This is a genomic window from Listeria rocourtiae FSL F6-920 (genome assembly GCF_000525975.1).
Lineage (GTDB): Bacteria > Bacillota > Bacilli > Lactobacillales > Listeriaceae > Listeria_A > Listeria_A rocourtiae.
In genome coordinates this window covers 26,109-47,546 of record NZ_AODK01000044.1, presented here as the reverse complement: position 1 = coordinate 47,546, position 21,438 = coordinate 26,109, and the positions used below count along the sequence as shown (strand labels likewise).

General features: G+C 41.5%; 21 protein-coding genes, 3 pseudogenes and 1 riboswitch. Of the genes and pseudogenes, 6 read left to right on the top strand and 18 right to left on the bottom strand.

Annotation, left to right across the window (positions count from 1 at the left end):
• Nucleotides 1-350: 350 nt before the first annotated feature.
• From PROCOU_RS13355 to PROCOU_RS16765, 15 genes and pseudogenes are all read right to left on the bottom strand, one after another.
• The gene (locus PROCOU_RS13355) at nt 351-953 is read right to left on the bottom strand and encodes a PP2C family serine/threonine-protein phosphatase (protein ID WP_376700398.1); all 603 of its coding nucleotides are present in this window, start codon (nt 951-953) and stop codon (nt 351-353) included.
• A 9-nt stretch (nt 954-962) separates the two neighbouring features.
• Nucleotides 963-1,769 carry an RNA polymerase sigma factor SigB gene (gene sigB / locus PROCOU_RS13350; RefSeq protein WP_036073271.1) on the bottom strand — a complete coding sequence of 269 codons (807 nt, stop codon included), beginning with the start codon at nt 1,767-1,769 and terminating at the stop codon, nt 963-965.
• Entirely contained in the window at nt 1,747-2,220 is a 474-nt protein-coding gene (gene rsbW, locus PROCOU_RS13345; RefSeq protein WP_036073268.1) for an anti-sigma B factor RsbW, read from the bottom strand. Before rsbW ends, sigB begins: the two co-directional genes overlap by 23 nt.
• The gene (locus PROCOU_RS13340; protein ID WP_036073266.1) at nt 2,204-2,548 is read right to left on the bottom strand and encodes an STAS domain-containing protein; all 345 of its coding nucleotides are present in this window, start codon (nt 2,546-2,548) and stop codon (nt 2,204-2,206) included. Before PROCOU_RS13340 ends, rsbW begins: the two co-directional genes overlap by 17 nt.
• A 56-nt stretch (nt 2,549-2,604) precedes the next feature.
• Nucleotides 2,605-3,618 (bottom strand): PP2C family protein-serine/threonine phosphatase, encoded by a 1,014-nt coding sequence (locus PROCOU_RS13335; protein WP_036073264.1) that lies wholly within the window; start codon nt 3,616-3,618, stop codon nt 2,605-2,607.
• A 16-nt stretch (nt 3,619-3,634) separates the two neighbouring features.
• Nucleotides 3,635-4,045 carry an anti-sigma regulatory factor gene (locus PROCOU_RS13330; protein WP_036073262.1) on the bottom strand — a complete coding sequence of 137 codons (411 nt, stop codon included), beginning with the start codon at nt 4,043-4,045 and terminating at the stop codon, nt 3,635-3,637.
• Nucleotides 4,046-4,047: 2 nt separating this feature from the next.
• On the bottom strand, nt 4,048-4,404 hold the full coding sequence (locus tag PROCOU_RS13325) for an STAS domain-containing protein (protein ID WP_036073255.1): 357 nt from the start codon (nt 4,402-4,404) through the stop codon (nt 4,048-4,050).
• A gap of 4 nt (nt 4,405-4,408) precedes the next feature.
• Complete coding sequence (locus PROCOU_RS13320) at nt 4,409-5,248, bottom strand: RsbT co-antagonist protein RsbRA (RefSeq protein WP_036073250.1); 840 nt, start codon at nt 5,246-5,248, stop codon at nt 4,409-4,411.
• A gap of 309 nt (nt 5,249-5,557) precedes the next feature.
• Entirely contained in the window at nt 5,558-5,902 is a 345-nt protein-coding gene (locus tag PROCOU_RS13315; protein WP_036073294.1) for a type II toxin-antitoxin system PemK/MazF family toxin, read from the bottom strand.
• A gap of 8 nt (nt 5,903-5,910) precedes the next feature.
• Nucleotides 5,911-6,189, bottom strand: a complete 279-nt coding sequence (locus PROCOU_RS13310) for a hypothetical protein (RefSeq protein WP_036073247.1) — start codon at nt 6,187-6,189, stop codon at nt 5,911-5,913.
• 219 nt (nt 6,190-6,408) lie between these two features.
• A complete protein-coding gene (gene alr / locus PROCOU_RS13305) occupies nt 6,409-7,503 on the bottom strand; it encodes an alanine racemase (protein WP_036073245.1) in 1,095 nt (364 codons plus the stop codon).
• The gene (gene acpS, locus PROCOU_RS13300; RefSeq protein WP_036073242.1) at nt 7,494-7,877 is read right to left on the bottom strand and encodes a holo-ACP synthase; all 384 of its coding nucleotides are present in this window, start codon (nt 7,875-7,877) and stop codon (nt 7,494-7,496) included. The genes alr and acpS overlap by 10 nt, the downstream gene beginning before the upstream one ends.
• The gene (hemG, locus tag PROCOU_RS13295) at nt 7,874-9,262 is read right to left on the bottom strand and encodes a protoporphyrinogen oxidase (protein ID WP_036073240.1); all 1,389 of its coding nucleotides are present in this window, start codon (nt 9,260-9,262) and stop codon (nt 7,874-7,876) included. The genes acpS and hemG overlap by 4 nt, the downstream gene beginning before the upstream one ends.
• A gap of 31 nt (nt 9,263-9,293) precedes the next feature.
• Nucleotides 9,294-10,767: pseudogene (locus PROCOU_RS13290) on the bottom strand (PH domain-containing protein).
• A pseudogene (locus PROCOU_RS16765) lies at nt 10,760-11,243 on the bottom strand (PH domain-containing protein). The pseudogenes PROCOU_RS13290 and PROCOU_RS16765 overlap by 8 nt, the downstream one beginning before the upstream one ends.
• 221 nt (nt 11,244-11,464) lie before the next feature.
• Here PROCOU_RS16765 and PROCOU_RS13275 point away from each other — a divergent pair.
• Nucleotides 11,465-11,920: a hypothetical protein gene (locus PROCOU_RS13275; protein WP_036073233.1), complete on the top strand. Its 456-nt coding sequence runs from the start codon at nt 11,465-11,467 to the stop codon at nt 11,918-11,920.
• A gap of 81 nt (nt 11,921-12,001) precedes the next feature.
• Nucleotides 12,002-12,211, top strand: a complete 210-nt coding sequence (locus PROCOU_RS13270; RefSeq protein ID WP_036073230.1) for a hypothetical protein — start codon at nt 12,002-12,004, stop codon at nt 12,209-12,211.
• Nucleotides 12,212-12,267: 56 nt separating this feature from the next.
• Here PROCOU_RS13270 and PROCOU_RS13265 read toward each other — a convergent pair whose 3' ends face one another.
• Nucleotides 12,268-12,753, bottom strand: coding sequence for a QueT transporter family protein (locus PROCOU_RS13265; RefSeq protein ID WP_036073229.1), 486 nt, complete (start codon nt 12,751-12,753; stop codon nt 12,268-12,270).
• 10 nt (nt 12,754-12,763) lie between these two features.
• A riboswitch (PreQ1 riboswitch) is annotated at nt 12,764-12,808 on the bottom strand.
• A 193-nt stretch (nt 12,809-13,001) separates the two neighbouring features.
• Here PROCOU_RS13265 and PROCOU_RS13260 point away from each other — a divergent pair.
• From PROCOU_RS13260 to PROCOU_RS13245, 4 genes are all read left to right on the top strand, one after another.
• Complete coding sequence (locus PROCOU_RS13260; RefSeq protein ID WP_244266323.1) at nt 13,002-13,355, top strand: RrF2 family transcriptional regulator; 354 nt, start codon at nt 13,002-13,004, stop codon at nt 13,353-13,355.
• A gap of 144 nt (nt 13,356-13,499) precedes the next feature.
• The gene (locus tag PROCOU_RS13255; RefSeq protein ID WP_036073227.1) at nt 13,500-16,199 is read left to right on the top strand and encodes a YhgE/Pip domain-containing protein; all 2,700 of its coding nucleotides are present in this window, start codon (nt 13,500-13,502) and stop codon (nt 16,197-16,199) included.
• 235 nt (nt 16,200-16,434) lie between these two features.
• A complete protein-coding gene (locus PROCOU_RS13250; RefSeq protein ID WP_036073225.1) occupies nt 16,435-16,851 on the top strand; it encodes a MerR family transcriptional regulator in 417 nt (138 codons plus the stop codon).
• 72 nt (nt 16,852-16,923) lie between these two features.
• Nucleotides 16,924-17,775, top strand: a complete 852-nt coding sequence (locus PROCOU_RS13245) for an aldo/keto reductase (protein WP_036073223.1) — start codon at nt 16,924-16,926, stop codon at nt 17,773-17,775.
• Nucleotides 17,776-17,914: 139 nt separating this feature from the next.
• Here PROCOU_RS13245 and cshA read toward each other — a convergent pair.
• Both cshA and PROCOU_RS13235 read right to left on the bottom strand, forming a co-directional pair.
• Nucleotides 17,915-19,446, bottom strand: a pseudogene (gene cshA, locus PROCOU_RS13240) (degradosome RNA helicase CshA).
• 595 nt (nt 19,447-20,041) lie between these two features.
• Nucleotides 20,042-21,415: a UDP-N-acetylmuramoyl-tripeptide--D-alanyl-D-alanine ligase gene (locus PROCOU_RS13235; RefSeq protein WP_036073221.1), complete on the bottom strand. Its 1,374-nt coding sequence runs from the start codon at nt 21,413-21,415 to the stop codon at nt 20,042-20,044.
• Nucleotides 21,416-21,438: the final 23 nt, after the last annotated feature.

Sequence of the window (21,438 nt, the reverse complement as noted above, 5' to 3'; positions counted from 1 at the left end):
TGAGCATGTAATCCATGTACTGCATCACGTGAAGCACCTCCGGATCCAGCTTTGTTGTGGTTCTTGAAAAGCGTAGTTTGCTTTTTTAGAACCTCAATATGCAGTTGAATGTAATGAAACTGCCTTCTTCTTAGCCAACTCCTCGAAAACTTCACGCCCTCCATAAAAAGCAAGAGCGGCTTTTTCTTGCGGCCGCTCCAGTTTTTGTCGGAGCTGAACGGGCCGTTTCAGCTTTTCATGTGATCCAGCTTCAGAAGCCAGGCCCTCGAAATTTTCGTGGTCTCCATAAAAGTCAAAGGAGGACTTTTACTACGCCCTCTAACAAATTTTTTCAAGCCTAACGGGCTTCTTCAGCTTTTCATTCTCCCAACCAAAAAGGTCACATCGTCTTCTGGTACGTCCGCTACGTTACTCTCAATATTGTGTCCTATCGTTTCTATTGATCCTCTCGCATGAAGGTGTTTCTTAACCCCCGCTAGCGTTAGACCATCAGAGTGCATTAGGAAGGTAGAGCCTGGACGATAGCTGAATTCTTGTGTCCGTATTTTTTGCTTTCTTCCTGATAAAAAACCTGTCGATGAGATTGGGTAGACTAATTTGTCGTCTTCTCCTAACATATAAAATCGGATATTCCCAATGCCACAATACGTCAGTTTTTGTTTCGCCCAGTCTGCTCGCCATACTGCAATTGCCGCACCTCTTAAACCCGCTACTGCTTCGTTTGAGCGCGCGACAATGTCTGCTAATGACTTTAATGAGCTGTTCGCATCAATTGCCTCTGTCACAGCTTTAGCGGCTTTCTCAGCCTCTTTTCCGCTGCCGAGACCATCCACCAACGCACAGAGAATTCCTGATGCACTTTCTTCTATAAAAATTTGATCTCCACAATGCTGCTGTAAATGTTTAGCACGTTGAAAAATATAAACTTCCGTGTCGACATCTGACTGCCACATCGCATTCATCTAATCTAAATCCTCATCTTGCAGTGCCGCACGCAATTTCTTAATTGCCTGACGCTGAATCCGTGAAACGTGCATTTGCGAAATATCCAGCAAATCCCCCGTCTCTTTTTGACTACGATTCTCAATGAACGTGTATTGCAAAATTTTCTGCTCCCGCTCATCAAGCGCTGGTAGTACCTTCTCAAGTAGCATCCGTTGATTCACTCGCTCAAAACCATCATCTTCGCCACCGACAACATCCAAAAGCGTAATCGTGCTTCCATCTGAATCCGCCTCAATCGAATGATCCACAGATAGAGCCTGATAACTTTTACCCATTTCCATCGCTTCTAAAATTTCCTCTTCCGTTGCACCGATATAATCAGCAATATCGCTAATTTGCGGCGAACGTTGCAGTTCCCGCGTCAATTCTTCAACCGCATTTTTAATCTTAGGGCCAAGCTCCTTGATTCTGCGTGGTACGTGAACACTCCAAGTTTTATCTCGTAAAAAGCGCTTGATTTCTCCGACAATCGTTGGTACCGCAAACGCTTCGAAACTTTTGCCAAACGTTGCATCATATCTGCGAATCGCACCGAGCAATCCAATATTTCCAACTTGCACTAAATCTTCATGAAATGATTTACCTTGAGAATACTTGCGAGCAATGGATTCCACCAAATTTTTATAGTGAACAACAAGCTCATACTGTGCTTCCTCATCGCCGGTTTCTTGGTAATCACTAATCCATTTGTACACTTTCTCTTTGGCTTTTTCACGGGCTTCCTCTCTTGCCGCCAGTTCCTCAGGTCGAGATAATTTTGGCATTCCCCTCCACCTGCTTTTCCTCTATATATTTAGTCATGACTACCGAGACTCCATCTTCATAATGCAATTCAACATCATCCATCAGCGTCTCAATTAAAAATAAACCTAAGCCTCCAACACGCAACATATCCGCATCGCTTTCTTCTTCATATGGACCAATTTCTGCCTTGCGCTTCTCCAGATCAAAGCTTTTGCCTTCATCCGTGACACGCACCTCTAACTTATCTTCATAAATGGAGAAAGTAATCTGAATTTCACCACTATCCTCTTCGCTAAAAGCATGTTTTACAGCGTTCGTAATCGCTTCACTAATCGCAATTTTTAAATCCTCAATCGCTTCAAAAGAAAAACCAATTCGGCTTGCGACACCAGATACTGCTAATCGTCCTAAACTTACGAACTCAGGTTTTGCCGGAATTTTTAGCTCAATCGTGTCATGCATTGTTGCCATTCATTTCACCCTCTACATTTTTGATTTCAATAATATCAGTCAAACCAGTAATCTCAAATAAACGATAAATACGATTTGACAAACCAATTAATTCTAATTCACTTTTCTTTGCACGCAAGTTCTTAAATAGACCAACAAAAACACCTAAACCCGTGCTGTCCATATAGCTCACTTCGGCTAAATCAATCTGTAACCTAAAATTCTCTTGATTTAAAAATTCGCTCAAAGCCTCTTTTAATTTTGGCGCCGTATACGCATCAATCTCGCCACCCACAACTACTTTCGCATGATTACTATCATTTTCTCTGATCTCTACTTTGATATTCATCACTTCACCTCGCCCATTTTTGTGTATCCAAATTACCTACCCTAAATATCGTTTCTTTAAACACGTTTCAAACAAATTAGTGTAAAATCGTCGCGCAACTCATATTCCTGCATTTTACACAAATGATCATACACCCCCTTAACCAAACCTTGAGGCGGCAAATCAATCCGTTTCTTGAAAACGGCAATCAAATCCTCGCGCTCAATAAAGCCTTCAGCAGTCCGCGTTTCTGTCACACCATCCGACATAATAAAAATCATATCCCCAAGCTCCACTTCCTTCTCAAAAGCGCGATACGTAGCACTTGAATCGATACCAAGCGGCAAACCTCGCGCATACAAATCAGTAAAGCGTTGTGTTTTGGCACTATAGTATAGCCCAACTTCATGACCAGCCGATGCAAATTCAAATAAGTGGCGCTTCGTGTCATACAAGCCATAAAACATCGTAATAAACATATTGTCCGCAATATTCGTTTCAGCAACCACATTCAAGTTTTGCAACATCTCACTTGGAGTCTTTGCATCTCCTCCATAGTTATCCGCCGCGTATTTCAGCATCGACATACTAAATGCTGCGGGAATCCCTTTACCAATCACATCTGCGAGTGTCACGCTAATTTTACTATCGCCCTCATTGGTGAAACTATAAAAATCGCCGCTCATCTGGCGCATCGGTACACTTACCGCACCTACCTCAAGCCCGTCCACCATCGGAATATCCGATTTCATCATCGTTTTTTGCATATCTTCCGCTTGCGCAATCTCGCGACGAAGTGCTATCTGCTCTGTCCGTAAACTAAGGTGCTCCATGTGAGCCATTCCGTAACCAACCATCATTTCTAGCAGGACATCAAATGAAGAAGAAACAAACTCTGGCAAATCTGCATCATATTCTTCTAAAATAGAACGATGCAGATTCACTACCTCTTCGGGTGATACATGACTTTCCATTGCCTCTCGTGTCAATTTTTCGCACGAATACAATATTTCTTCATCTTGATGTTCTAAATATTTCAACATAATGTCGCGGTATTTCTCTTTAAACTCCCTGACCTGTCTATCTTCCATTTAGCGTCGTCCTCCCCTAGCGGACCCACTTTTGTGTTGTAATAATGGTTCCTTGTTGCCCTTCTTCCACGCTAGATACTAAATCAAATGTATCCATCAATCGTTTTACACCCGGCAAACCGGCACCAAGGCCACCTGATGTGGTGTAACCATCCTGCATCACTTGCCTTACATCTCGTATTCCTGGGCCTTTGTCTTTCGCAACAATTTTTAGCCCATCTTTTCCTGCTTCTACCATCTTCTCAATACATATCTCTCCAGTTCCCGCATAGAGAAAAATATTTCGGGCAAGTTCGCTAATCGCCGTTGTAATACGCGCTTGATCCACCGTACCAAAACCGATTTCCTTCGATACTTTTCTTCCTAACTGGCGAGCGGCGACAATGTCCCACTCATTGATAATCTTGACACAGGATTGGAATTCCATCTCTATTCCCCCAATTCCTGTTTTAATTTTTCCAGACCGCTTTCTAGATCCATCGCGGAGAGGACACCTTCAAATGTAATACCGAGTTCAATCAACGTAATCGCCACAGCTGGCTGGATTCCCGTCACAACTACCGTCGCTCCCATCAATCGAGACATGCTGACAACATCGCCTAAAATTTTAGCAATGAAAGAGTCAATGAAATCAATCGATGTAATATCAATCACAACGCCCCTTGCAGACGTTTCATGAATCTTAGCAAGCAAATCCTCCTGAAATTCTACCGCCGTGTGGTCATCGAGCTCACTCTGGATGGAAATTAATAGACATTCGCCCAATTTCAAAATCGGAATTCCCATTCTCTCACTCCTCTTTTTCTACAATCTCTCTATTTGTCATCGCGAGCGCCTTCCCCATGCCTTTTTTCATTGTACTCGTCGTGATAACTTGATCTAATTCTATCCCTAAATTAACTATCGTCTGCGCAATCTCTGGCCTAATTCCAACGAGCATCGCTTGGCATCCCACCAATCTGACCGCGTCACTAGCCTGAATAATGTGATGCGCCACCATTGTATCTACAATCGGAACCCCCGTAATATCAATTAACACCACATCCGAACGATGCTTCACGACACCAATTAGCAAATTCTCCATAATCAATCTCGCACGCTCCGTGTCAATCGTTCCAATAAGTGGCATCACCGAAATTCCATCAAAAATCGGTAATAACGGTGCGGACAGCTCTTGTAATGCCGTTTTTTGAATAGAAACTGTCTTCTCCCAAGATTCTGCATAAGCATTCACAACCACATTGTACATGGAGGATAACCAGTTCTCAAAATGATAGTAAATATCCTCATCCAAATTCTCTTTTTTCTCATTAAATAATCCTTGTCGCTTCATCTCGCTGTAAACTAAAAGTCCAAATGTTCGCAGACCAGCCGTTACAAAATGTACCGACCAATTAAGATGTACCACTTTTCTTGAAAAACCATCTAGTTTCTCATTAAAGGAACCATCTTTTGTTCCCAAAACATTCGCGACAATCAAATCTAAAAACTCGCGACTTGTATCCTCATATAGAACATCGCTCGTCACCAGTAGAATCGCTGGATCTGCCTGTTCCTTCATCTGTTCCATCCACTTGTTTAGCAACACATCTTTGTTCGTATGGATAAAATTCGCAAAATCTCTATACATATTTATCTTTCCAACCTTTCTCATTCGCTTGAAACCTAGTCTAATCTTTCTAAAAAAAAGAGACATAAGAAAAGCAAGGGGGGAGCAAAATGGGGTTTGCCACAGCCTAAGAAGCTTCTCTCATGTCCGGTACTAAAAGCCAGACATTATATTCTAAACTCAAGTATCATCAAATATGTAATTCTCTTTTGTTCCCTTTAAATCTTCGCGAAACCTTCACGTACAACCTCTTCCATCTAGTAAAGCCATTCTTAATCATCAATTATGTAGAAGACACATCAGCTTTACTACTCACAAATATTCGCAATTTTAGAAATCTACTAAGCCCATACTAATTTCTAACGCTTTGTTTACTTGATTCATCAAGCTGTCGTCCAGATGCGTAATCTTGTCCGTCAAGCGTTGTTTATCAATCGTTCTAACCTGTTCTAATAAAATAACAGAGTCACGATCAAAGCCATGTTTCCGAGCTGCCTCAACGTGGGTCGGCAATTTGGCTTTAGAAATCTTTGCCGTAATTGCCGCCACGATGACAGTAGGACTAAACCGATTGCCAATATCGTTTTGAATGATGAGAACAGGCCGTATCCCTCCTTGTTCACTACCTACAACAGGAGATAGGTCCGCGTAGTAAACATCCCCACGCTTCACCATCGGCACATTCATCCTCCTAAAACTTGTAAATTTTTATCCTCGGCTTCCGATTCTACATGCGTACATTCACATGCGATCGAGAAATTGATAGAAGCCATTTCGGTATACCCACGTTCCATTTCGTCACGTAATTCGCGTGCTTTTCTTTGACGTAAAAACTGTTGTGTTGCTTCCATAATTATTTCACTCCGCCCCATTTTTTCTTTTGCCCGAGCCTCATCTAAGTCGTCCAATACCTGCTGCGTCATTTCTACCCAGATTTCTGTCGTGTCTGTCTTTTCTAACACGCGTCACACCCCCAGCTGTGTATTACTCTATAACATATATATCGTAACACTATAGACGCGCGATTGAAAGGCTTTTCGGAGTGTTTTTTCCAAAAAATACGCTATTAGACCTGATTCCCTATTATGCATGCTAGACTGAATACCTAAGAGTTAGGAAATATGTTGTGTACTTTCTCATTATAATTCCTAATCAAAAACTATGCACGTAAAATACCTCAATCAGATGTATTTTTTTGGAACACGCTCAGAAATAAGGCAAGTGACCTCATAATTAATCGTATTTAAATGTCTCGCCGCAACGTCTGCAGAGTTCGGACTACCAATTAACGTCACTTTTGTCCCAACAGAATATTTATGCGGTAATTTAATGATGCATTGATCCATACAAACACGACCAATAACCGGCATCAAAACACCGTCCACCGATACTTCAAACCCTGAATAAGCACGAATAAACCCATCTGCATAACCAACAGGAAGCGTCGCCACCCATTCGCGTTCATTCGCCTCATAAGTCGCACCATAGCTAACACAATCTCCTGGAAATAACTCCTTCACTTGTACCATTTCTGTATACCACGATAAAGCTGGTCGCAATTCAAATGGTAGCACTGGTATGATTTCAGGTGACGGCGTTAAACCGTACATCGATATCCCAAACCGCACAGCATCAAAATCAACTTGATCGTGCAATAACGCCGTAGCACTGTTCGCGCAATGTACCCATGTTGGACGCGTCACCATCGAAGCTACTACCTCACGAAAACAGGCTAACTGCTTCTCAAAGTAAGATGTCTCCAACTGATCTGCGGTTGCAAAATGTGTAAAGATACCATCTAACGTCACATCTTCACGTTTAACGATTTCCGCCTCTATCTCGCGAACAGCTTCCATAGAACGCAATCCCAATCGCCCCATACCAGTATCTACTTTCACGTGAACATCTAGATTTACTGGTAACAATTCTAACCCCGTCAGCCAGTCTAAATCAAACACTGTCAAAGCAATCTGTTTCTCCGCTGCAAGCCTAGCAAACGATTGAGGAACTGCACCCATCACCAAAATAAAATCATCGAATCCAGCTTCTCGCAAAGCTAATGCCTCATCTAAAATTGCAACACAAAAACCTTTTGCACCAGCCTTTTTTGCTGTTTTTGCAACTTCCAGCATTCCATGACCGTATGCGTCCGCTTTGACAACAGCAAATAAAGCTACGTCGTCCGGTAAATGCGCTTGCTCATTCTGAATATTAGCCTGGATCGCCGCACAATCTATCTCCACCCAAGTCGGACGATGCCATCCCGTTACTGCCATTCTTTCCGCCCCCGATCTACCTCTTCAATAATGACTTGCGCCGCGGCACTCCTTTCCGTATGGGTAATGCTAACAAAAACCTGTTCATCCAATCGCTTCGGCTTCGTCAAAATCGGTCGTCCATTTGGCAATGTCAAAATTTCAACATCCGTAAAACTAAGCTCTTTTCCAAATCCTGTACCGTTCGCTTTTGCATAAGCTTCCTTGGCAGAAAAACGTCCTGCTAAAAACTCTACTTTGCGCACACCACTATACCTGCCAAGTAGTTTCTGCTCGTCTTCCGTCAAAATTCGTTCTACAAAACGCGGATTATGCGTCAACACCTTCTCCACTCGATCTAAATCTATCATGTCTAATCCGATACCTTTAATCATTGTTTCATCAGCTCCAAAAGCTGGCCTGCCTCATCAGCGGCTGCTTTCCCAGCTTGAATGCAATCAGGAATTCCCACCCCTCGATAAGACATTCCTGCCAGAAAAATAGTTGGGTGGCTATGCTTCAAATTTCCCTCTACCATTGCTAGTCGTTCTTGGTGCCCCACCGTGTATTGCGGCATTGCTTCTTTCATACGACTCACCTCATAAAATAATGGCTCGCCTTGAAGTCCAATCATCTCTTTCAAATCCGCCTGCACTTTAGTTGCCATTTCCTCATCCGTTTGGTCAAGCAACCCGATTTGTCCTGCCTTTCCAAGGAAACCGCGAAGTAAAATTTTTCCATCAGGTACCATATGCGGCCATTTCTCATGCACCCACGTACAGGCCGTGATATTGTAATCACTTGTTCTCGCCACCAGAAACCCAGTCCCCTCTGGAATCTCTGGAACCGCATCTTTCTCAAAAGCAAGCGAAATCGTTGCCAAACTCGTCATTGGCTGGTCCGCAAGCGGCTCCACTGCAGGGACGTCTAGTAATTGCAACACAACATCGTGCGTCGCAGCAATAATAATCGCATCCGCAATAATACGCTCTCCACTCTCCAAGACGACCGTTGTATTTTCAATCGCCTTGACTTTCGTGTTAGCATGTAGTCGCTCTACTGGAAGAGCGTCAACTAGTGCATCGGTCAAGGTTGATAATCCACCATTAAGCGTTCGAAAAGCACCAATCGTCTTCGCTGTCCCCGTTGTATTCATCATTTCTGGTCGATGGCTTTTGAGTCCGTACATCAAACTCCGGTGTTCCTTCGCCACCTTCTCAAACTGCGGAAAAGTAGCTCGCAGGCTCATTTCATAAATGTTTCCTGCATAAATACCAGCAAGTAATGGCTCAATTAAACGAATTACCATCTCTTTTCCAAAACGATACTCAAAAAAGTCTCCTATCGACTGGTCCGCGTCTGTCACATTCCCATCTAACATCAATTCTTCTAACGCTCTTATTTTCCCAGCTTGCGTTAACAAATCACTTTCCAAAAGCGCGCGAATATCAGTTGGAATTCCCATTACAGAACCTTCTGGTATGGGATGGAGTGCTGCATCATGATAAATATACGATTTCCCCGTAGCATTCGTAATCAACTGATCTGTTAATCCCAGCTCCTCAACAAGTTCCAATCCCGCCGGCTTACGCGCTAAAAAAGAATCTGGTCCCTTCTCAATAATAAAACCGTCGCGATGAATCGTATTAAATTTCCCACCAAACTGCTTGTCTGACTCAAATATTTGCCAATCCACGGTTTCTTGATCTACTTGTTTGTTCAAATAATACGCCGCGGATAACCCGGTGAGCCCGCCGCCAATAATGATGACTTTTTTCATAATAGGTTCCTTCTTTCTGAATAAAGCTTACTTATTTTGATGGCTGATACCAGTAATAAAGCTGATTCGCATCCTGCACAGCGATATAATGAACGCCAGCATTCAAATGCGTTTGACCTGACTTTAAAAGTACCGAAAAATGTACAACATTGCCTTTTTTCATCCAAATACTTTGCGCGTAGTTCACGGACTGAACCCGACGTTTCAGCATGAAATTCGTCTGTTTAGAAATAAATGGTCGTCCCTGTATCACAAGCTCCGTTTCTGTTGTGCAAAAACCAGTTGCGCGATATGCTGCATAAGCCTTCCATGCAAAAAGAGGTAGTAACACTAAACTGAATAGCCCCCATGGGAACAATAGTATGCTAACGAGCAAAATAACCGGTATCGTCCAAATCACGTTAATAAATAAAAAACGTCGCAAACTTGTCTTAGGCGCTCGCTCTAAGTGTTCAACAGGAAACTCGTAATCCTCTAAAAACTGAGGCAAAATCTCTAATGCCTTCGCTTTTTTTTACAATTGGCAAAATGAGAATATCACCAGAATGTTCGTTATCGCCTGAACTACCTGCCGTCACAACACGCACCGATGCCAATTTCAACATTTGGCGAAGTGGCGATTCCACTAATTTAATCGATTGAATTCGTTCAAAGGCAATTGAAGTATGCTCTCGCTGCAATAATCCTTTTTCAATGACAAGGTGATCTTCAAATTTCATCAATTTGAACTGGAAATACTTAAATAGCGTTGTAACAATCGCAATCCCCCAAAGAATTAGCAGTACGACAAGTCCAATGATAACAAGAACAACCGCACCATATCGCACAATCGTATCAAATTGCTCTTCCACAAAATCTGTTGGAATTACGTCGCGAAATTGCTGACTAAGTGCAAGGATAATCAGAAAAACCCCAAACACACCACCAGACGTCACAGCCATTAATAATAGTTCCTTCACCTCTAGCTGAAATGTCGAAAATGGCTTCTCGTCCTTATCCTGAACTACAGGAATTTCTTCTGTTTCAAGTTGCTCTTCCTCCACCAATTCAGCTACCTTCCCTGCGCGCAAATCTTTCAACTCCTGTGCAACACTCACAGGGACCGCGCTCAAATCCGCTTCTGCTTTCCCACCGCCAGCTGTTTCAATTAAAATTTGGACAACATGAAATGGCATATAGAAAAACCACTGTTTCTGCTGCACAGTCTGAATACGCTCATACGGAATGAAAATGTTTTTCTTGAAAAATAAGCCATACTTCACGCGAATCCCCTTGTCATCCATGCGATAACGGTATGTAAAATACTTAATAAGTGCAGGTGCAAGAAGCAAAATAATCAATGCCAAAACAAGTAATGGATACATCCACCACGATAAAATCCCCTCACCGCTTAGATTCCGAAACACTGTAAAAGCAACAACAGCAATCGGAATAATGCTCTGTCTCACACTAACAATTAGTTCTTTTATAAGCGCAATCGGATGCAGACGTCTATCTTCATACATCTTCCTTCGCCACCTTTACAAGCTCTAAAATATGGTGCCTAAGCGCATCTGATTCCTCTGCACGAACCGCCTCAATCGTATGAACCGTTGCTGCTGTTGAAATGGAAACACTCACCAATTTTTGCTTCCTAAGCAGTGGCCCCTGGTCTGTCTCTACGTGCTGCACTCGAATCATCGGAATCAAAACTCGACTTCTAAAAATAATCCCATGTTGAATCTCAATCTCGTCATGTCGAATTTGGTAACTCCACCTAGCCCAGCGAAAAGGTACAATCACAAAAAAAAGTCAAAATAAAATAGCCAATCGTGAATGCAAAACCAATCGCACTCCACCACACCGAAACATCAATAAAATAAAATAGTATCGCTGCTCCAATTGACGCAATCAAAAATATCAAAATCGCAATGGCATAACCTTGACGCCATACTGTTTTAATCTTCTCTGGTAATTTCTGTGCTAAATTCCCAAGCTCCATAAAACACCCTCCCTTTTTCTTTTAATGATACTTGAAAACCCCTGAAAAATAAAGCTTTATCCTCTGCTATTTTGAACAAACTACAAGCATATTTATGCCCTTATTCTTTGATTTTGTGTATACTTAATTCCAACGAAAACTTCTTAGACTCGACATTTCTCGTTCATAGTTTGTTCATTTATTAGCTTTATAATGAACAAATAGGAAAGGTGGCAGTAAGTATGAAAAAACGATTTTACAAATTCCTATTGTTCATTTTATTCTTTTCGACAAGCGTACATCTTCCAGTCAGCGCCGCAACAACGAGTCCCACTACTTCCCATAAGAGCGCCGATGATTTTATCGATATGTTCGAAATTGACAATTATACAGCAGCAAATCCATATATTTTAGTGAATGGAAATACCGCTACACTTATGTTCACCACTGCCGAAGATGCGAAAGTGAGCATTCGTAGTAGTAGCATCCATATCAAAACAACTAATTACACGCAAGATCAAGAGCTGACCATTAATCGACTTGCAGAGACGAATCACCTTATTTTGACCGTCACAACAAAATCTGGTATCAGCAGATCTTACCCCACCACAATTAAAACAATGCCGAAATCCAAGCATAAAGTTATGCCAAAAATTACAGATACAGCTCTTTCTCCATCAAGAAGAGCGCATTCTTAGAAAACTTTCCGCCTATTTTCATTTCCATCTCACAATTATCCTGTAGTATAGAACTTAACTATTACTGGAGGGATACCTACATTGAAAAAGAAAATTGGATTCGGAGCCTTATGTTTCTTAATCGCGTTAGGCGTCAGCATCTTACTCACACAACCAGATGTAAAAGACACAGCCAGCAAGTTAAAAACGAACTATATAGAAGCAACAACCGTCGAAGAAGTAAGCGATCCGTTCTCTAACCTCATCGAAGAGCAAAAACAGTGGTTCATACACAAATTAAACGGATCATAAAAAAAAGCATGATACTAGTCGCGTTGAAACGACTCGTCATCATGCTTCTTTACATTCTAATTGATAATTTTTTTGAAATCGATGCGACTGTTAATATAATACATAATCGGTGCGCCGACTGCTAGAACTATGAATTCGCTGATAGCCAGTGTTAACCACGTATACAAAAATGGTAATCCAAAAACGAGCGCCAATTCCCAAGCAATGATACACATTGTTACCGAGAAAACGAGCGTTGTTAAAACCATTCTTACTTTCACATTCGCAATATAGCGGCTAAGCAAGATCACGATAACTAGTGAAATTGCAGACTGTCCTACGCCAAAAACCAAGTCATACCAACCAAGTGGTGAGAAGAAATTCGCAATCAAAACCCCCACGACAATTCCAAAAAAGTACTTCTTATCAAATACGATTAAATGATTGAACATCTCCGACAAACGAAATTGAATATTCGTAAAGCCAAAAGGCGCAACAACTAAAGTTACGACAACATAAAGCGCCGCAACAATCGCATTGACTGTTAACGTTTTTATTTTCATTCTAAATAAGCTCCCCTTAGTTTTTTTACGTAGGATGGTTTCGAACTACGTTTTCTCATCTATGTTACCCTAAAACCATCGCCACATCAAGGTCATTTCATTTTTTTTCGTAAGTAAGCGGTATCTTATAAAAAATACTTGCTTTTTTTCGCAAATGGGTGTAAATTCAATTATAGACTTTATTTGTCCATAATGAATTTTAATAAGCGACAAATTATATCCACAATGAAAATGAGGTGAATAGAAATATGAAATTAACAAAAGGCGTAGAGCAAGCAATCTGTATCATTGTCCTGCTGTCGACCCAAGATAATCACAATCCACTAGCATCTGACACAATCAGCGAGCATTTACAAGTTTCACCTTCTTACTTAAAGAAAATCATGCGTAAACTTGTCGTCCAGAATATTATCCGCTCTGTACCAGGCAACAACGGCGGTTTTTCATTGGCGAAAAGTCCAGAAGAAATCACACTATTGGAAGTCGTCGAATCCATGGAAGGCCCTATCTCCATTTATCCAGACACAGGCCTAATCAACAAAGTTTTTCGCGATGGCAAACACACTTCTAAAGGGGAAGCAGTGTTACAAGACGTTTTTTAACGGCGTAAGCGACCTCATTCGCGACTACTTATCTAAGCAAACAGCCGCAGACTTACTGAAACGCACGATGGAACAATCCGAAATACCAGTACTTAATTGGAACACAATGAATCTAAGCAATCAAAAGGAGAAAGAGTGAGTTTTATGAATATGTTAAAACAAGAATGGAAACGACTGTTAAATAACAAAATCCTGCTCGTTTCAACAATCGTTATCATGTTTATCCCTATTTTATATGGCGGTGTTTTTCTAAAATCCGTTTGGGATCCTTATGGCAAGACGAGTGAGCTTCCTGTTGCGGTTGTCAATGAAGATCAAACCGCCAATTATGAAGGACAGCAGCTAGACGTCGGGAATGAACTTGTCAAAGAACTGAAGAAAAATAACGATTTAGGCTGGAATTTCACAGACGCCGAAACCGCCAACAAAGGCTTGAAAGACGGAAAATATTACATGGTAATTACGATTCCTAAGGATTTTTCCAAAAATGCCTCAACCGTTCTTGATGCAACACCTAAAAAAATGAATCTTTCTTATGAAATCAACCCTGCACAGAACTATATCGGGGAAGTGGTTACAGGTCAAGGCGCATCAGCCGTCAACGCCAAAATTTCGAAAAAAGTCACAGAAAGCTATGCTAAGGCGATTTTTTCACAAATAGCTAAGGTTGGTGATGGTTTTGAAACAGCCGCTGATGGTTCTAAAGAAATCGATAGCGGCGCGGTGCAGTTGAAAGACGGTAGCAAAACACTGACTTCTAAACTGAACGAATTAGCCGCAAGCACGCCGAAACTAGCAGATGGTGCAAACAAAATCAGCGTCGCACTAGGTACAACGGTAGCAGATGGCGTGAATAAGCTAGATGCCGGCGCTAACAAATTAAATAGTTCACTTGGCCAATATACTACAGGTGTATCCCAAATCCAATCAGGCCTCGGTAAATTGCAAGGTGGAACCGCACAGTTAAGCGCGAACTCCCCCGCCCTACTTGCTGGAAGTGACAAGTTAGCTATAGGCCTTGGCACGCTAAACGAAAATACCGAAACATTAGCTGCAAAAGTCCCAGAATTAAATAACGGGCAACAATCCTTAAACAGTGGTTTACAAAAATTACACGCAGGGAGCGCAAAACTAGACGCTGGACTTAACAAGCTAGCAAACGGACTACCGACTGCATCCAACGTCCAAGAGCTCACATCCGGATTAAACGCCATGAAAGACGGCATCAGTACAATCAATAGCTCACTACAAGCAAGTAACGATTTGAGCGCTTCCATGAAAACATTACAAACAAACATGGAAACGATGGAAATAGCGATTTCAGATTTAGGCAAGTCCGTACAAAATAATGGTAAAAACACAACAACAGCTGTTGCTAGTACGAACGCATTCCAAAACTTGGCACCCGCACAGCAAAAAGAAATTATAGACGCGCTCAGCACAGAATTAACGAAACAAGCCGGTGAACAAATCGCGATTGCCCAAAAACTTGGCGCGAACCTCTCTAGTACTGCAAATATTTTACAAAATAAATTACAACCAGTTGCAGGAAATATAAGTGCACTGAAAGCTGGCGTATCGGAATTAAATAGTAAATCATCGGTTGGTATTCCAGTTGCCATCAAAGCCATCCAAGGTTACGACACAATCCGTAGTGCATTCGTTGCTCCGAACAATGGTATTTTAGATGGATCAGCTGCCCTAAAAGCAGGACTTGATTCCGCACTAATAGGGAGTAACCAATTAGCCTCTGGAACATCTGCACTCACGAATAGCGTCCCAGCTCTTGTCGGTGGTGTATCGCGACTTGCAGACGGATCTAGCACACTAAATAGTGGCTTACAAACTTATACAACAGGCGTAGACACTGTAGCTAACGGCGTCAGTCAAGCCAATAACGGCGCTACACAATTAACCGAAAACAACCAAGCTTTACTCGCAGGTTCTTCCGCACTCGCAAATGGTACGAATACCTTAGCTGGTGGCTTACCAGAACTAGTGAACGGCACGAATACACTAGCAAGTGGTGCAACACAAGTAAGTGATGGCTCAAGTAAACTCGCTACTGGATCAGCAACCATCGCCTCCAATCTTGTAAAACTAAATGATGGCACAAGCGAACTTGCAACCAAATTAAAAGATGGCGCCACACAGGTCAGCCAAATCAATCCATCATCAAAAACATATGATATGATTGCCCAACCAACCGACCTCACTGCAGAAAAACTAAGTAACGTACCAAACTATGGTCACGGCTTAGCACCTTACGTTCTATCGCTTGGCCTTTACGTTGGCGCATTGGTATTCAACTTCATCTTCCCAATCCGCCGCCCATCGATGACACCAACATCAGGTGTATCATGGTGGGCAAGTAAATTCTCTATAGGCTTTGTAGCAGCGATTTTACAAGCATTAATTCTTGATTTCGTGATGTTAGCGCTCGGCCTTGAAGTGGCCCATATGGGAGACTTCTTCTTAATCTCTATTTTGACGTCGCTCACATTCATGTTCCTCGTTATGTTACTTGCAACAGCATTTGGAAATCCAGGCCGCTTCATTGCGATGGTTATCCTTGTCTTGCAACTTGGAGCAAGTGGCGGAACCTTCCCAATGCCATTAACAGACGGATTTTTCAACGCGCTTAATCCATTCCTACCAATGACGCATTCTGTTTACGGCTTCCGTCAAGCAATCTCATCAGGGCTTGGAAACAGCCTCTTTGCTACTAGCGCTTGGGTTTTAGTTGGATTGATTGTATTATTTAATGCTTTGCTTATTATGACATTAACGATTCGAAAAAACAAACGATTTCCAGTGACAACATTGCATGAAAAAACGATTTAACTGAAGGAAGAGGCTAGAAAATAAAAAACAGGAATCATGTATACTCCATTTGTCATGCACCCCTAAAGTTAGAGTTAAAAAATCTAACTTCAGGGGTGCATGACATTTTTTAGAGTGGTTTTATACAAGCTTCCTGTTTTTTTATTTTCAAAGTAATATTTTATTTGTCACTCGAGCTCTTTCTTGCATTAGTCTTAACTCCAAGGTTTATAATACAATATGGAGGTGAGTAACAATGAATATTAAACAAGCGGCTGAAATATTTAGCTTGACCGTAGATACGTTGCGTTACTATGAAAGAGTTGGTGTTATCCCGCCAGTACACCGTAATTCCAGTGGTTACCGTGACTACTCCACCCGTGATTTAAACTGGATTTATCTCGTGAAGAATTTGCGCAAAGCTGGATTATCTGTCGAGTCGCTCATTGAATTTGCGACATTAGCTCAATTACGCGAAACACAAAATGTAGAGAAAGCTCAAAAACAAGTTTTACGAGATCAGTTGAAAGAGCTGGACGATAAACTAGCCGAAATGCAACAAGTACGCGATTTACTCGTCTATAAAATCGAAACTTACGATGAACATATTGCAAAATTTAAAACTGGCGAAATGAATACTGAAAACATTGAAAAATTATGGGAAATAAAATAACTTGCATTGGACTTAACTTCAAGGTTTATAGTTAAAACTAGAATAACTAATAAAATCTAGGAGGACTTATTTATGCAAACTGTTACATTAAATAATGGCGTCGAAGTACCCATTTTAGGATTCGGAACCTTTCAAATTACCGATGCTCAGCAAGCTGAAACTGCTGTGATTGAAGCAATTAAAGCTGGTTACCGCCATATTGATACCGCACAAAGCTACATGAACGAAGAGGCTGTTGGTCGCGGCATCGCTAAATCCGGTGTTGCGCGCGAGGAATTGTTTATTACCACAAAAATTTGGGTCGAAAATGTTAGCTATGACGGTGCCCTTTCCTCATTCGAGCGCTCATTACAACGCCTTGGCTTAGATTACATTGATTTACTGCTTATTCACCAACCTTACAGCGATGTTTACGGAGCTTGGCGCGCGATGCAAACCCTACAAAAGCAAGGAAAAGTTCGCGCGATTGGGATTTCCAATTTTGCAGTAGACCGTGCCGTAGACTTAGCAGAGTTCAATGATATGACCCCACAAGTGAATCAAATCGAGATCAATCCATTTCAGCAACAAACAAAAAATATTGCAGCTCTAAAAGCAGAAGGAATCATGCCTGAAGCTTGGGCACCGTTTGCAGAGGGGAAAAATGATATCTTCCACAACGCCATACTCGTTGCAATCGGCGCGAAATATAATAAGTCGGTCGCACAAGTAATTACCCGCTGGCTAATAGAACAAGATGTCATTGTTTTAGCGAAATCAGTTAAGCCAGAGCGGATGTCAGAAAACTTGGATGTCTTTGATTTTGAATTAACGGAAGCAGATAAGCAAAAGATTGCGGAATTAAACGAGGGAGAAAGTCAATTTTTCTCTCACACAGATCCAGAAATGATTCGTTGGATGGCGAGCCGAAAAATGGATGTTTAACGGAGAAAAGCTTAGTATCAGTATTAAGTCGAGTGCTAATACGTGATACTAAGCTTTATTTATAATTGATGGATATGATATGGTTAAAAAAAACTCCGAATTAGCTGATATCAACTAGTCCGGAGTTCTGCTTCATTTATTATTTAGAATTTCCGCCTTTGTGTCCGCCACCAGAGCCAGATTTACGATCATTGCTGTAACGACGTCCGCCACCGTTTCCAGAGCCAGAGCCGCCTTTGCCACGATAACCGCCGCCTCCGCCTTTACGATCTCCACCACGGTAACCACCTTTATTGCCTCCGCGATAACCGCCACCTTTACCTTTGCCGCCACCTTTTCCTCCGCGATGAGGTAATGGACGTTCTTCGGAAATGTGAACTGGTGTTTGATCTGGTTCTTTTGATAACAGTTTCAACATTGCTGCTGCGATGTCTGTTGCATCATACTCTTCTAATAATTTCGTTGCCACTACTTTATAATCAGCTAGGCTGTCTTCACGAACAATCTCACTAATTTTTTCCAGTAGCTACACGCAATTGACCTTCGAATGCTTCATCCCAAGTTGGCGGTTGAAGTGGTGTCATGCGTTTTTTTCGTTGTATCTTCCACGATTTTTAGGTAACCCATTTCACGTGGGGACACGAATGTTACTGCCATACCTTCTTTACCTGCACGACCAGTACGTCCAACACGGTGAACGTATGACTCTGGATCTTGTGGAATATCGAAGTTATAAACATGTGTTACACCAGAAATATCTAGTCCACGCGCCGCCACGTCTGTTGCAACAAGGATATCGATTTTTCCTTCTTTAAACTTGCGCAATACGCTCATACGTTTCGCTTGGGTCAAATCACCGTGAATGCCTTCTGCAACATAACCACGCATGTCAAGTGCGCGAGATACTTCGTCAACACGGCGTTTTGTACGTCCAAATACGATTGCAAGTTCTGGTGCTTGTACGTCTAAAAGTCTAGAAAGAACATCAAATTTCTCTCTTTCATTTACTTTTACAAAGAATTGTTCAATTAATAGAGCCGTCATTTCTTTCGCTTTTACTTTTACCAATTCAGGATCTTTCATGAAGCGTTCTGCGATGCGTTGGATTGGTTTTGGCATTGTTGCTGAGAATAGCAAAGTTTGACGTTTATCTGGAACTGTTTTTAGGATCGACTCGATATCATCGATGAATCCCATATTTAGCATTTCATCCGCTTCATCCAATACTAATGTTTCCACGTTTTCTAAACGCAACGTTTTACGATTGATGTGATCTAGGATACGTCCTGGTGTACCAACAACGATTTGTGGATTTTTCTTCAATGAACGGATTTGACGGCTGATGTCAGAACCACCGTATACTGCCAAAACGTGAAGGCGTTTGTCAGAAGCTAAGCGATAAAGCTCTTCTGAAACTTGAATCGCAAGCTCACGTGTTGGCGCGATAATTAGCGATTGTACACCTGATTTTTTAGGGTCAATTTTGTTGATAAGCGGCAAACCAAATGCTGCCGTCTTACCTGTACCTGTTTGTGCTTGTCCAATAATATCTTTACCTAAAAGACCTAGTGGAATTGTTTTTTCTTGGATTGGGGTAGCTTCCTCAAATCCCATTCTGTTTACTGATTTAACAATTAGCGGATCTAAACCGAACTCCGAAAACTTTGTCAATGTCATTTCTCCTTTAAAAATAAGTTTTTTTGGGAGAGCACTTTCTCATCTTCATCATCTTTACTCATCGTTTTAATTCATCTGGTTAATGCAAGCAAATTGTTCTGGATAACATCTTAACGCTCACATTTTTCATTTTTCTGCAATAGAAAAGCTTGGATAAACCAAGCATATGATTCACGACATAATGGAGGCTGGGTTCAGTCATCAATGCCGACAAGCAATCGATTCTGTCCACAGTCTCTTACGCAAAAAATAAAAAAGCCCTCTAATAATAATGTAGGCCTATCGTAAAAACCTAATTAACTTCCACAAACCATCATAACACGAATTCCTTGTATTTTCAATGATTAAACTTGATTTAAACGTTATATTTATGGTTTACTTTCAAGTATGCGCATACATTGGAGTGGTGAAACAAATTAAGTAATTAAAAATTAACTTACAACAAAATGAAAAGTATATTTATAGACAAGCGTCATGATTAAATAGCTCCTAAAAATACTGCTCTTAGTATGTCTTATAATTTTTCTATTACTCCGATAAAAGTCTGAAAATCAGATTTCCACCTAATCTCCAGACCACTTTTATATGTCTATTTTATATCCCCAGTTAATGCTTCCACAATATCTTTTAGCCCCATGCCGTAGGAACCTTTAACCATGATATATTCATCACCGGTCACTTGTGATAATAGCATGGTTTTTAATGCTTCTTTTGTCTCAAAATAGAACACGTTTTCCTGACCGATTTGCTCAGATGCTGCTTGTGCGAAGGCTTTGATATGATCACCATAAGCGAACACTTTGTCAATGCTTCCTTTTTCAATTGTTTTTCCTGCTTTAGAATGGAATGCGTCTGCATCTGCGCCAAGTTCTAGCATGTCCGCAACCACAACAAATTTTTTCTTAGTTGGGGCTTCCAAATGCATAAATGTTTTTAATACAGCCATCAGTGCGGTTGGGCTAGAATTGTAGGCATCGTTCAGAATATCGCTGCCTTTCTCCCCAACAAGCCATTCTAAACGGCTAGTTGAACGCTCCATATTCGCCAATGCTTTCTTTACATCACTTGCCGAAATCTCAAGTTCTTTTGCTGCTAACATCGCGGCCATGGTATTAAATACGTTATGCTCACCGACAATCGGTACGAAAATTTCCACATCTGGCTCGATATTCGTCGTGAAAGATGTACCTTCCATTTCGGTTCGCATCATTTCAGGACGCAAATCTCCGCTTTTACCAAAAGTAGCGACACGATAATCGGTTGTAATTAGAGGCTTTAGAAGTTCCTCATCACTTGGATAAATGAGCAAGCTCGCTGCGCTCAGGCCGACCGCAATCTCCATTTTCGCCTTGGCGATTTCTGCTCTGGATCCTAGATGCTCTAAGTGTGCCTCACCGACATTCGTAATTATCGCAATATCAGGCATGACAATTTTCGTCAAAACTTCAATCTCATGGCGGTGATTCATTCCCATCTCAAGCACTGCAACTTCAGTATCCGCTGGCATACTAAGAATCGTATACGGCAAACCGATATGATTGTTAAAATTCCCGCCCGTTTTGTGTACACGGTATTTCGAAGTAGCAATTGCGGCCATGATATCTTTTGTCGTTGTCTTCCCATTGCTTCCTGTAATTGCAATCGTTATTGGATTTACTTCTTGCAAATAGGCTTTTGCCAGGTTTTGCAACGCCGTTAATGTATCTTCAACCATCAAAATTGGCACGCCTGCTGGAGGATTCGGTACATCTTTTTGCCATAAAGCAGCACTTGCTCCTGCATCATATGCATCTGTAACAAACGCATGCCCATCACGCGATTCGCCAACAAAAGGAACGAACAAATCTCCCGTTTTAATTTGGCGTGTATCAAAGCAAACACCTGTCAATTCGATGTCACGCCAAGCATCCACACTATTTAAAACCTGAATCATTTCTGCAATTTCTGCCATCGTCTTTTTCAAATCTAATCCTCCTAAAATCTCGA